Genomic DNA, 12,033 nt, shown 5'->3' on the forward strand with positions numbered 1-12,033 from the left:
AGCCCGTGGCGCGGCGCGAGGAGGACGCGAGAGGGTGGCAGGTTGTCGAATTGATTCGACAGCGACAAAGGTGACGGACCGGCGGCTTCCGGTACGTCACCGGCAGGCGGTGGCGCGGAGGCGGTGGTGCGGTGACGCACGGACAGGTGACGCGGCGACGGAGCGACGCGATCGTACGGAGGTGCGGTGGTCCCGGCGCCGCGGCCCGTGGACCGCGGCGGGTCGGTGCGGTACGGGCGGCGCGGGCCGGCAGGGGGCGGGCGCTACCCGGCCGCGTCGTGCGGCGGTACGTGCGAGGAGGCGTCCGGCGGGAGCCGCGACGACGACGCGCGCGGCGACACGTCCGGCAGGACATCGGGCGCTCCGCCCCAGGGCCCCACGGCGCGGTCGCGCCGGGGCCCGGTACTCGCCCTGACCTTGAGCGCGGGTGCCAGCAGGGTCGCCCCCGGCAGTTCCTCGCCCTCGATCCGGCGGGCCAGCAGCCGGACCGCGGCCCGGGCCAGCTCCTCCGCGGGCAGCGACACCGAGGTCAGCGGCGGGCTGCACCGCTCGGCCTCGTCGTCGGTGCAGATCGCGATCACCGAGATGTCCGCCGGCACCCGGGCGCCCAGCCCGGCCAGCCGGTCCATCACCAGCGGCAGCACCCGCTCGTTGTAGACGATCAGCGCGGTCAGGTCGGGCTGCCGGGCGAGCAGGTCGTCCAGCGCCCGCACCACTCCCCCGGGCGCGGGCTCGCACGCCGCCCACACGCTGCGCTGCCCGCGCGAGTGCAGCGCGTGCGTGACGCTCTCCTGCGCGTGGATCGCGTACGCCACGTCCCGGCCGAACGCCTCCGGTGCCTGCCCGAGGTAACCGACCGAGGTGTGGCCGGCCTCCCGCAGGTGCTCCGCGCAGGCCCGTGCGGCCAGTGCGAAGTCGAAGTCGGCGCGCGGCAGTCCGTGGGGGTCGTCCGGGGTCCCGACCAGCACCGCCGGACACTTCAGCTCGTTCAGCAGCGGGACGCGCGGGTCGCTGCGCTGCACCTCCATCAGCATCACCCCGTCGACGAGCGCGCCGGCGACGGTGTCGCGGATCGCCGCCTCGCCGTCGTCGTCGGTGAGCATCAGCACCTTCAGCCCGCAGTCCTGGGCCGCGGTCAACGCGGCCCACACGTACGGCATCTGCACCTGGTTGTGCGGGCCGTACACCATCGGCAGCGCCATGGCGATCACGCCGGTGCGGCGGGTGCGGATCGAGCGGGCCCCGGCGTGCGGCCGGAACCCGAGCGCCTTGATGCTGCGCTCGACCCGCTTGGTGGTCTCCGCGGAGATGGTCCGGTTGCCGCTGAGCACGTACGAGACGGTGCTGCGGGACACGCCGGCGTGGCGTGCCACGTCCGCGATGGTGACCGTCATGGGCCGGCTCCTGGGTGCTGCTCGACGGGTGAGGGCGAGTGAGGGCGGGTGGTGAACGGGGTCGTGCTCGACCGGTGGTGCTCGACCGATGATGCCCCGGCGGGTGGCGCCCGGCGGTACGGCGAACCGGGCGTCGAGTCGGATCGTCGAACTGATTCGACGACCTGCCGAGTATCGAACTGATTCGACGAGCTCGATTGGCCGTGAAATTAGCACGGGCCCACGGTGCCCACAAGGGACCGTGCACGAAGTTCCCGGTTGCCCCCGGTTCCGGCGCTCCCGTGTTGCGCTCGACCTGGAGTGTGCTCCAACTCCTAGGTTTCCGGTCATGAACCAGGACAGCCGATCGAAGCCCGCGTCCCCGACCGCGAACCCGACCGCGAACCCGCCGGCCGAAGCCCCGGCCGAGAGCCGCGAGGCGCGCTTCGAGCGCGGGATGGAGACGCTGTCGCGGATCGACGGCGAGGCCGGCCCCAAGGTGATCGACTCCCTCGCGGACATCTCCCCCGAACTCGGCCACCAGGTGGTCGCCTGGGGCTTCGGTGAGATCTACTGCCGTCCCCAACTGGCGCCCCGCGACCGGCAACTCGTCACGCTCGGCATGCTCACCGCGCTCGGCGGCTGCGAGCCGCAACTCGACGTGCACGTCAACGCCGCGCTCAACGTCGGCCTCACCCCGGAGGAGATCGTCGAGGCACTGCTGCACTCCGCCGGGTACTGCGGCTTCCCGAAGGCACTGAACGCCACGTTCGTGGCGAAGAAGGTGTTCGGCGAGCGGGGCCTGCTGCCGGTCGGGCAGGAGGCCCCGCAGGAGTAGCCGCGCAGGGGTGGCCGCGCGTCCGTACGGGCCCGGCCGGTCAGGTCAGGCGGAATCGGGCCGGGCCGATCAGGTAGGACGGGGCCGGGTCAGGCCGCGCCGTGCGACGGTTTCGGCCCGGCGGTGGACGTCGGCGTGGCCGGGCCCGCGGAGGACAGCGGTGTGGCGATGTCCTCCAGGGACTTCTGCTCGGCGTTGACCGCGAAGACCGCCGCGACCAGGCCGCCGGCGCACATCAGGGCCGCGCCGATGCAGAACGCCAGCACGGTGTCGCCGACCTTCCCGGAGGAGGTGAGGTCGGAGAAGACCAGCGGGCCGGTGATGCCGCCGGCCGCCGTACCGATGGCGTAGAAGAAGGCGATCGCCATCGCCCGGGTCTCCATCGGGAAGATCTCCGACACCGTGAGGTACGCGCTGCTGGCGCCGGCCGAGGCGAAGAAGAGCACCACGCACCAGCACGCGGTGAGCGTGGTGGCGTCCAGCGAGCCGCGGTTGAAGAGCCACGCGGTACCGAAGAGCAGCAGACCCGACAGCAGATACGTCCCGCTGATCATGATCCGCCGGCCGACGATGTCGAAGAGCGGGCTGAGCAGCACCGCGCCGAACAGGTTGCCGGCCGCGATCACCGCGAAGTAGTAGCCGGTGTGGCCGGAGTTGACACCGTAGAACTTGATCAGGATCGCGCCGAAGCCGAAGGTGATGGCGTTGTAGAGGAACGCCTGGCCGATGAAGAGGGACAGGCCGAGCGTCGCGCGCTTGGGGTACTTCAGGAACACGGTCCTGGCGATCAGGCCGAAGCCGATGCTCCTGCGCTGGTGGATGGTCATCTCGCGGTCGGCGGGCGGCAGTCGGGTGCCCTTCTCCGCCTCGACCCGCTCTTCGACCTGGCCGACCAGTTCCTTCGCCTCGTCGCCGTAGCCGTGGATGAACTGCCAGCGCGGGCTCTCCGGCACGTGCCGGCGCACCAGCAGGATGACCAGGCCGAGCACCACGCCCAGCGCGAAGGTCAGCCGCCAGCCGACGTCCTTGGCGAAGATGCTCGTGTTCAACGCGACGATGGACAGCAGCGAGCCGCCGATCGCGCCGAGCCAGTAACTGCCGTTGATGGTCAGGTCCACCCGGCCGCGGTACTTCGACGGGATCAGTTCGTCGATCGCCGAGTTGATCGCCGCGTACTCGCCGCCGATGCCGAAGCCGGTCAGGAAGCGGAAGGTGAAGAACCACCACGGCGCGAAGGACAGCGCGGTCATCGCGGTGGCGCTCAGGTACACCGCGAGGGTGACCATGAAGAGCTTCTTGCGGCCGAACCGGTCGGTGAGCCAGCCGAAGAAGAGCGCGCCGACGCACGCGCCGGTCACGTACAGGGCGGCGGCGAGTCCGGTGATCTCCGACGAGGTGACGGCCAGACCGGAGCCGGGCTCCGACAGGCGGCCGGCGATGTTGCCGACGATGGTGACTTCCAGCCCGTCGAGAATCCACACGGTGCCGAGGCCGATCACGATCATCCAGTGCCAGCGCGACCACGGCAGCCGGTCGAGTCTCGCCGGCACGTCGGTGGTGATGGTGGGGCCGTCGGTCGGGGACGGGTCCGGAGCGGACGTCGCCATGGAAGATCACCTCCTTGCCGGTCAGTTTCACATCGGCGAGCACGACACGCGCGCTCGCCACTTCCGGCGGGTCGGGGCGGCCACCATGCTGGGGAGCGCCATTGCCCGCGTGATCCGTCTGTCCCGGCGGGCGGCGGGTACGCCTCCCGGGAGGATTCACGCCGTGCGCACCACGCTCCGTCAGATCCGTGCGATCGTCGCGCCGCCGCTCACCGGTCCGCACGGTCCGCTGCCGCCGCTGCTGCTCGTACTGACCCTGGTGACCGGCCTGGTGGACGCGTTCAGCTATCTCGCGCTGGGCCGGGTCTTCGTGGCCAACATGACCGGCAACGTGGTGTTCCTGGCCTTCTCGCTGGCCGGTGCCAAGGGCTTCTCGATCCTCGCGTCGGTGCTGGCGCTGGTCGCGTTCGTGGCGGGCGCGGTGATCGGCGGGCGGCTGTACGGGCTGGTCTCCGAGCACCGGGCGCGGCTGCTGCTGGTCGCCACGGTGGCCCAGCTGGTGCTGGTGCTGGTCTCGCTGGCGCTTGCCGAGGTCTTCGACCTGCCCGCGACCGGCGGGCAGCGGGCGGTGCTGGTGGTGCTGCTCGGGCTCGCGATGGGGTCGCAGAACGCCGTGGTACGCCGTCTGGCGGTGCCCGATCTGACCACCACGGTCCTGACCATGACGCTCACCGGGATCGCGGCGGACTCGCGGCTCGCCGGAGGTGCCGACAGCAAGGCGGGGCGGCGGTTGCTCTCCGCGCTGGCCATGTTCCTGGGGGCGCTGGCGGGCGCGGCGCTGATCGTGCACGGACATCCGACGGTGCCGCTGCCGATCGTGGCGGTCCTGCTGGTCGTGGTGGCCGTCGGCCTTCTCCCGCACCGGCACTCGACCCTGCCGTGGGCGGCGCCGAAGACCACGTGAGGCGCCGCGCGGGACGCGGACGTGGACGCGGGCCCGCGCACGCGACACCGCTCGTCACGCGATACTCGACACGAATGTCGCCGCGGATGTCGATACGGGCCGCCGCCGTTCGTCGTGTGGGTGACCGGGCGGAACCCCGCCCGCGCGACACGGCCGACGGGCCCCGCGCCCGCGCCACGAAGGAGATGTGCCATGAAGTACCTGCTGCTGATCTGCCACGACGGCAACGGATACGACGCGACGCCCGAGCAGATGGACGCCACCCCGTGGGTGGAGGAGATGGACCGCCGCGGTGTCCGCCTGATGGGCAACCGCACCCGCGAGTCGTCCGACGCCACGACCGTACGCGTCCGCGACGACGGCCTGCTGCTCACCGACGGCCCGTACGCCGAGACGAAGGAGCAGATGGCGGGCTTCGACGTGATCGAGTGCGCCGACCTGGACGAGGCGGTCGAGGTCGCCTCGAAGCACCCGGTGGCCCGGTACGGGATGATCGAGGTGCGGCCGTTCTGGACGGAGTGACCGACCGGACCGACGGGGCCGACGGGGCCGACCGGTCCCGCGCGGCCCGCGCGGCGGTGGCGGCGGCCTGGCCCGAGGAGTGGGGCCGGGTCGTCGCGGCCGTGATCGGGCAGACCGGTGACTGGGACCTGGCGGAGGAGTGCGCGCAGGACGCCTTCGAACGGGCCCTCGAACGCTGGCCGCGCGACGGCGTGCCCGACCGCCCGGGCGCCTGGCTGACCACGACGGCCCGGCACCGGGCGCTGGACGTGCTGCGCCGCCGCTCCAACGAAGCGCGCAAGCTGCGCGAGGCGGCCCGGCTGGAACCGGACGCGCGGCACGTCGCGGAGCCGGCCGAGGAGGTGGTGGCCGGCCAGGCCGCGGCGGCGGACGCTGACGCGGTGCCGGACGACCGGCTGCGGCTGATCTTCACCTGCTGCCACCCCGCGCTGCCGCGGGCCGCACAGGTCGCGTTGACGCTCCGCTCGCTGACCGGGCTGACCACGGCGGAGATCGCCCGGGCCTTCCTGGTGCCGGAGTCGACGATGGCGCAGCGGCTGACCCGGGCGAAGGGCAAGATCCGGCACGCGGGCATTCCGTTCCGGGTGCCGCCGCGCGAGGTGCTTCCGGAGCGGACCGGCGCCGTACTGGCGGTGCTGTATCTGCTGTTCAACGCCGGGTACGCGGGCGGCGCGGACGGGCTGGACCAGCGCCGGGTCACCGCGGAGGCGATCCGGCTGGCGCGGCTGCTGGCGGGGCTGCTGCCGGACGACCCGGAGCCGGCCGGGCTGCTGGCGCTGATGCTGCTGCACGACGCGCGGGCCGCCGCCCGTACCGACGCGCGCGGCGACCTGGTCCCCCTGGAGGAGCAGGACCGTAGCCGCTGGGACCGGCGGCGGATCGACGAGGGCCTGACGGCTCTCGACGCCGCGCTCGCGGTACGCCGCCCCGGGCCGTACCAGGTGCAGGCCGCGATCGCCGCGTGCCACGCGTCGGCGGCCCGCCCCGACGATACGGACTGGCCGCAGATCGCCTTGCTCTACGGGGAGTTGGCCCGGTTCGCGCCCGGGCCCGTGGTCGAGCTCAACCGGGCGGTGGCCGTGGCGATGGCGGACGGGCCCGCGGCGGGCCTGCCCCTGGTCGAGGCGCTGGCGGAGGTGCCCGCGCTGCGGGGCTACCACCTGTTGCCCGCCACCCGGGCGGATCTGCTGCGCAGGCTCGGCCGCCATGGTGAGGCCGCCGCCGCCTACCGCGAGGCCCTCCGGCTCGCCCCGACAGCGGCGGAGCGCCGCTTCCTGGAGAACCGGGCGCTCCACTCCGAACGGATGCCGGGTGCCCCGACCTCCCCGCCGGCCCCGTAAGACCCGCCCCCGGGCCACCCCCCGGTGGTGGGTTGCTCGCCGGCCCCGTACGGCCCGTCCCCGGACCACCCGCCCGGCGGCCGGTTGCTCGCGCCGTTCCCCGCACCCCTGAGCAACTGCGGCACCTCCCCCGCGAGCTACCGTCCCAAGACCCTCAAAACCTGCGGCAGCTGTCCGTTTTCACTCGCGTGGCCCTCGTCAGGGGAACCGCCGGGAGACAACTGGCGTCACTGGGGGAACATGGGTGGGGATCGCTTGTTCCGTCGACCGGCCCCATGAGGTGAGGTTCCGCAGTGCGCAAGCACCAGCAACATTCCCCCGCCGAGAGAGCGTCGTACGCCGCACGTGTCCGCCAGGGGGCGCTCGCGGCGGGCCTGCTGGTGGCCGTGGCCGCCTGCGGGAACGGCCACAACTCGTCGGGGACGCCATCGTCCGGCACGACGTCCGCGTCCGCGTCGGAGTCGAGCAGCGCGCCGACGACGTCGAGCAGCACCTCGGCAAGCGCGTCGCACAGCGCCACCGTGGTGCCGCCGGCGTCGAAGACCTCGAAGGCGACCACGGCCGCGCCCGCGGACTGCGTGAACCGGGCGTACAACGCGATGACGAACGCCCAGCGGGTCGGCCAGCTCTTCATGACGTCGGTCACCAGCACCGGGCTGACCACCAGCGAGTCGCAGGCGATCACGACCGGCAAGACCGGCTCGGTCTTCCTCAAGGGCCACACGACGGCAGGCGCCACCGCCGTGAAGGCGGTGACCGCGAAGGTCCGCACCCTCGCCTCGCCGGTGCGGGGCGTGTCGCTGGGGATGTTCGTCTCCACCGACCAGGAGGGCGGCCAGGTCCAGGTGCTCAACGGGCCGGGCTTCAGCACGATCCCGAGCGCGGTGACCCAGGGCACGTGGTCCACGTCGACGCTGCAGAGCAACGCGGCCACGTGGGGGCGCCAACTGGCCGCCGCCGGGGTCGACATGAACCTCGCACCGGTCGCGGACACCGTCCCGCCGAACCAGGTGACGGTGAACGCGCCGATCGGCAAGCTGGACCGGGAGTACGGCACGAACCCGTCGACCGTCGCCTCGCACAGCACCGCGTTCCTGCGCGGCATGCTGCAGGCCAAGGTCGTGCCGACCATCAAGCACTTCCCGGGTCTTGGCCGGGCCAGCGGCAACACCGACTTCACCGCGGGCGTCACCGACTCCGTCACCACGACGACCGACCCGTACCTTCAGCCCTTCCGGGCCGGCATCCAGGCGGGCACACCGTTCGTGATGGTCTCCTCGGCGATCTACACCCGGATCGACCCGCACAACCAGGCCGCCTTCTCCCCCGCCGTGATCCGCACGCTGCTGCGCGGCAAGCTCGGCTTCAAGGGCGCGGTCATCTCCGACGACCTCGGCAACGCCGCCGCGGTCGCCGACCGCACTCCCGGCCAGCGCGCGGTGGACTTCGTCGCGGCCGGCGGCGACGTGGTCCTCACCGTGAAGCCCAGCGACATCTCCCCGATGACGTCGGCGGTGCTCAGCCGGATGACGGCCAGCTCCTCGTTCCGCTCCGACGTGGCCGACAGCGTCCACCGGGTACTGACCGCCAAGCACAACGCGGGTGTGCTGACCTGTAGTTAGCAGAGGGCGGGGGCGCCGGGCGCGGGCGTCGGGCGGGGTGCGCCGGGCGAGGCGTGCCGGACTTCTCCCACCGCACCGCGCCGGATCACCGCGTTCCTGGCGGCGCCCCAGGACGCGGGGGCCATAACGACCCAGGCCCCCGCACGTGACGCCACGCGAGCCCGTCGCCACCCAACCGGGGGATGCATAACACTCCATCCGGGTGGACAAGCCGTTTCCCTGGGCCGGTTCGACGGCACGGCATGCCATGAAGGAGGTGCACGAGGGAGAGCAGTACCTTTCAGAAAGAAGGCAGCAATGTACTCAGCGCATGCCAAGCACCGTGTCACGACCGGTATCGCCGGTCTGCTGATCGCGGGCTCGGGCCTGCTCGCCGCGACGTCCGCGTACGCGGCGGACCCCAAGCCCGGCACCGGTACGGACACCGGCGCGGCCGCCGCCCCGGCCGCGCCCGCGCAGGACGCACAGGGCGCACAGGGCGCGCAGGGTTCGACGCCCGCCGCCGGCACCAGCGCCGCCGCTCCGACGTCCAACGGCCAGCAGGCGCAGGCCGCCGCCGAGCCGCAGGGCAAGGTCATCTCGCGTCTCCCGCTGTCCATCCGCGAGATGGCCACGTCCAACTCGCGTTCCCTGGGCTCGTTCCAGCCCGGCACCGTGATCTGGCTGCACTGCAAGGTCGTCGGCCAGAACGTCGAGGGCAACAAGCTCTGGTACAAGCTGGGCAACGGCCGCGCGGGTTACGTCTCCGCGCGCTACGTGCAGAACCTGGCGGTCGTGCCGTACTGCAAGTGACGTCACCTGGGCCCGCGCCGAGCCGCGAAGGTCGGTAAGGGCACCCTTACGGTGACGCGCGGGTGAACTGCGGGGGAATTGTGGGCTCCCGGCCTTTGTGCAGGTGGGTGGGCGTGCCACCGCGTGCTTAGCATGTCGGCGTCACGTACCGCTGCACCGATTCCCGGAGGTCCGGTGTGCCCGCCGAACCCGCACCCGAGCCCGCACCTGCGGCCGGCTCCGACGCCGACCGCGCGTCCGCACCCGAGGGCGGTGCGGCAGCCGACGACACGGCTGCCGCACCGCCCGACGGCATAGCGGCGGCCGCCGAGGACACGTCGCAGGCCGAGGCCGTATCCGAAGCGGACGGCACCGACCTCGCGGACACCCAGGAATCCCCGCACACCGAGAACGCCGAGAACGCCGGAAGCCCCGAGGGCACCGCGGACACCTCGGGCTCCCCCGGTGACCGCACCCGGCGCGGCGCGCGCGGCTGGACCGTGGCCGGCACCGCCGTCGCCGTCGCCGCCGCGATCACCGCCGGCGTCCTGGCCACCGGCGGCGGGCACCACGCCACCCACCCGGCAGCCGCGGCCGCCTCGGACGGCCTGCGGCACACCGCGGTCGACGTGTCGCCGAGCACCTGCGGCCGGGGCTGGGGCGCCGCGCAGAAGCCGCACGCCGGCACGCAGGCGTTCGACCTGCACAACTCCGCGGCGAGCGCGACCGAGGTCTACCTCAAAGACCCCAGGACCGGGCGGCTGTTCGCGGAGATCGAGGGACTGGCGCCCGGCACGACCCGCGCGATGGTCGTCGACCTCGGCAGCGGCCGGTACGCCTTCGAGTGCCAGCAGGAGGACACCGACTCGGTGACCGGTCCGACCGTGACGGTCCCCGGCAAGGCGCCGCAGGGCCCGTCCTCGCTGCCGGTCACCGTGCACGACCTGATCCCGCCGACCCTGGACTACCAGAAGTGGATCAACGCCCGGATGGCGGAACTCTCCACCGAAACAGGGGTGTTGAAGTCCGAAATCGACCGCGGCGACCTGACGGCGGCCCGCCGCGACTGGCTCACCGGGCACCTGGTGTACGAGCGGATGGGCGCGGCCTACGACACGTTCGGCGACGCGGACGGTGTGATCAACGGCACCACCGCGATCGGCCGGGACCCGCTCAAGGACCCGGACTTCACCGGCTTCCACCGGATCGAGTACGGCCTGTGGCACGGCGAGTCGGCGAAGTCCCTGCGCGGCCAGGCCGCGACGCTGGACAAGGCGGTGAAGGCGCTCCGGTCGCAGTGGACAACGCAGCAGATGGACCCGGCGAACATGGGCCTGCGGGCGCACGAGATCATCGAGAACGCCGAGCAGTTCGAGCTGACCGGCCGCACCGACTACGGCAGCGGCACCAACCTGGCGACGGCGTCGGCGAACATCGACGGCACCCGGGAGATCCTGGCGAAGCTGCGCCCGCTGCTGGCCGCCCGCGACTCCGGCCTCCCCCGGCTCGACGCGTCCCTCGACCGCGCCCAGGCATACCTCAAGTCCCTTGACCACAAGGGGACGTGGACCGCGCTGGACCGGCTGAGCCGCGCGCAGCGCGAGCAGGTGAACGCCGACTTCGGCGACCTGCTGGAACAACTCGCCCCGGTGGCGGCGATCTTCGACGTACGGAGGACGGCATGACGACCGACACGCACGGCCCGGCCGGCGGCGAGCTGCGGCGGCGCGGGTTCCTGCGCGGCGCGGCGGTCGGCGTCGGGGCGGTCGGGGCGGTGGCGGGCGGCGCGGCCGCGCTGACCGGGTCGAGCGCGGCGGCCGCGACCCCGTCGCCGGGCGCCAAGGCCGCGGCGGCGCCGTTCCACGGCCCGCACCAGGCAGGCATCACGCAGGCCGTCCAGCAGTCCAGCGTGTTCCTGTCCTTCGACGTCACCGCGGCCGACCGGCGGGAGCTGGTCGAGCTGCTGCACACCGTCACCGAGCGGGCCCGGTTCCTGACCACGGGTGGCACCCCGGCGGCACTGGGCATCACCGACTCGCCCTCGGACAGCGGCACGCTCGGCCCCCAGGTCCCGCACGACGGCCTGACGGTCACCGCCGGGGTCGGCGCGTCGCTCTTCGACAACCGGTTCGGACTGGCAGACCGCAAACCGCTACGCCTGACCACGATGCCCGCCTTCGCGGACGACGACCTCCAACCCGACCGGTGCCACGGCGACCTCAGCCTCCAACTCAGCGCCCCACACCCGGACACCGTCCTGCACGCACTGCGCGACATCGCCCGCCACACCCGCGGCGCCATGCAAGTGCGCTGGCGCATGGACGGCTTCACCAGCCCACCCCGACCCAACGGCACCCCCCGCAACCACCTCGGCTTCAAAGACGGCACCGCCAACCCCGACATCACCGACCCCACCATCGCCCGACAACTCCTGTGGACCGACGGCAACGGCGAACCCCCCTGGACCACCGGCGGGACCTACCAGGTCGTACGACTCATCCGCATGCTCGTCGAATTCTGGGACCGCGTCTCCCTCACCGAACAGGAACGGATGCTCGGCCGAGCCCGCGACACCGGCGCCCCACTCGACGGCACACACGAGTTCGACACACCCAAATTCGCACAGGACCCCATGGGCGACGTCATCCCCCTGGACAGCCACATCCGAGTGGCCAACCCCCGCACCACGAAAACCGACAACTCCCGCATCCTGCGCCGCGCCTACAACTACGACCACGGCATGGACAACGACGGCAACCTCGACATGGGACTCATCTTCGTCTGCTACCAACAGGACCTCGAACGACAGTTCACCGCCATACAGAAACGACTGGCCGGCGAACCACTCGTCGACTACATCACCCCCTACGGCGGCGGCTACTTCTTCGCACTACCCGGCGTCAACGACCGCACCGACTGGCTCGGCCGCGGACTGCTCGCCTGAGCAGGCGCCCGCCGAGGGCAACCGACAGCAACCAGGGGCGACCCGAAAGCGACCGGGGACCCGTCCCCGGCCACGCACACCGAACCGCCCCCCTCTGTTCACCGGGACGTCA

At 72.5% G+C, this 12,033-nt stretch carries 10 protein-coding genes; 8 read left to right on the forward strand and 2 right to left on the reverse strand.

Going from position 1 to position 12,033, the window contains the following annotated elements:
* Positions 1 to 263: 263 nt before the first annotated feature.
* On the reverse strand, positions 264 to 1,394 hold the full coding sequence (locus OG370_RS05565; RefSeq protein ID WP_328461203.1) for a LacI family DNA-binding transcriptional regulator: 1,131 nt from the start codon (positions 1,392 to 1,394) through the stop codon (positions 264 to 266).
* 436 nt (positions 1,395 to 1,830) lie between these two features.
* Here OG370_RS05565 and OG370_RS05570 point away from each other — a divergent pair, with 436 nt between their 5' ends.
* Positions 1,831 to 2,211: a carboxymuconolactone decarboxylase family protein gene (locus OG370_RS05570; protein WP_328473816.1), complete on the forward strand. Its 381-nt coding sequence runs from the start codon at positions 1,831 to 1,833 to the stop codon at positions 2,209 to 2,211.
* Positions 2,212 to 2,300: 89 nt separating this feature from the next.
* On the opposite strand, the gene OG370_RS05575 is transcribed toward OG370_RS05570, so the two are convergent.
* Positions 2,301 to 3,818: an MFS transporter gene (locus OG370_RS05575; RefSeq protein ID WP_328461204.1), complete on the reverse strand. Its 1,518-nt coding sequence runs from the start codon at positions 3,816 to 3,818 to the stop codon at positions 2,301 to 2,303.
* A 163-nt stretch (positions 3,819 to 3,981) separates the two neighbouring features.
* Between OG370_RS05575 and OG370_RS05580 the strand changes: the two genes are divergently transcribed.
* The 7 genes from OG370_RS05580 to efeB all read left to right on the forward strand — a co-directional run bounded on the left by OG370_RS05580 (position 3,982) and on the right by efeB (position 11,921).
* Complete coding sequence (locus OG370_RS05580) at positions 3,982 to 4,722, forward strand: YoaK family protein (protein ID WP_328461205.1); 741 nt, start codon at positions 3,982 to 3,984, stop codon at positions 4,720 to 4,722.
* Positions 4,723 to 4,914: 192 nt separating this feature from the next.
* Positions 4,915 to 5,244 carry a YciI family protein gene (locus OG370_RS05585; RefSeq protein ID WP_328461206.1) on the forward strand — a complete coding sequence of 110 codons (330 nt, stop codon included), beginning with the start codon at positions 4,915 to 4,917 and terminating at the stop codon, positions 5,242 to 5,244.
* The gene (locus tag OG370_RS05590) at positions 5,241 to 6,584 is read left to right on the forward strand and encodes an RNA polymerase sigma factor (RefSeq protein WP_443060618.1); all 1,344 of its coding nucleotides are present in this window, start codon (positions 5,241 to 5,243) and stop codon (positions 6,582 to 6,584) included. Before OG370_RS05585 ends, OG370_RS05590 begins: the two co-directional genes overlap by 4 nt.
* 293 nt (positions 6,585 to 6,877) lie before the next feature.
* Positions 6,878 to 8,206 carry a glycoside hydrolase family 3 N-terminal domain-containing protein gene (locus OG370_RS05595; RefSeq protein ID WP_328461207.1) on the forward strand — a complete coding sequence of 443 codons (1,329 nt, stop codon included), beginning with the start codon at positions 6,878 to 6,880 and terminating at the stop codon, positions 8,204 to 8,206.
* 297 nt (positions 8,207 to 8,503) lie between these two features.
* A complete protein-coding gene (locus tag OG370_RS05600) occupies positions 8,504 to 8,998 on the forward strand; it encodes an SH3 domain-containing protein (protein ID WP_328461208.1) in 495 nt (164 codons plus the stop codon).
* A gap of 176 nt (positions 8,999 to 9,174) precedes the next feature.
* Positions 9,175 to 10,662: an EfeM/EfeO family lipoprotein gene (locus OG370_RS05605; protein ID WP_328461210.1), complete on the forward strand. Its 1,488-nt coding sequence runs from the start codon at positions 9,175 to 9,177 to the stop codon at positions 10,660 to 10,662.
* Positions 10,659 to 11,921 carry an iron uptake transporter deferrochelatase/peroxidase subunit gene (gene efeB, locus OG370_RS05610; protein ID WP_328461212.1) on the forward strand — a complete coding sequence of 421 codons (1,263 nt, stop codon included), beginning with the start codon at positions 10,659 to 10,661 and terminating at the stop codon, positions 11,919 to 11,921. The genes OG370_RS05605 and efeB overlap by 4 nt, the downstream gene beginning before the upstream one ends.
* Positions 11,922 to 12,033: the final 112 nt, after the last annotated feature.

Origin of the sequence: Streptomyces sp. NBC_00448 (assembly GCF_036014115.1) — a bacterium.
Classification (GTDB): Bacteria; Actinomycetota; Actinomycetes; order Streptomycetales; family Streptomycetaceae; genus Actinacidiphila.

Excerpts from the sequence above, each read along its gene's own strand:
- OG370_RS05565 (WP_328461203.1), bottom strand. The coding sequence starts at position 1,394 with ATGACGGTCACCATCGCGGACGTGGCACGCCACGCCGGCGTGTCCCGC.
- OG370_RS05570 (WP_328473816.1), top strand. The coding sequence starts at position 1,831 with ATGGAGACGCTGTCGCGGATCGACGGCGAGGCCGGCCCCAAGGTGATC.
- OG370_RS05575 (WP_328461204.1), bottom strand. The coding sequence starts at position 3,818 with ATGGCGACGTCCGCTCCGGACCCGTCCCCGACCGACGGCCCCACCATC.
- OG370_RS05585 (WP_328461206.1), top strand. The coding sequence starts at position 4,915 with ATGAAGTACCTGCTGCTGATCTGCCACGACGGCAACGGATACGACGCG.
- OG370_RS05600 (WP_328461208.1), top strand. The coding sequence starts at position 8,504 with ATGTACTCAGCGCATGCCAAGCACCGTGTCACGACCGGTATCGCCGGT.
- efeB (WP_328461212.1), top strand. The coding sequence starts at position 10,659 with ATGACGACCGACACGCACGGCCCGGCCGGCGGCGAGCTGCGGCGGCGC.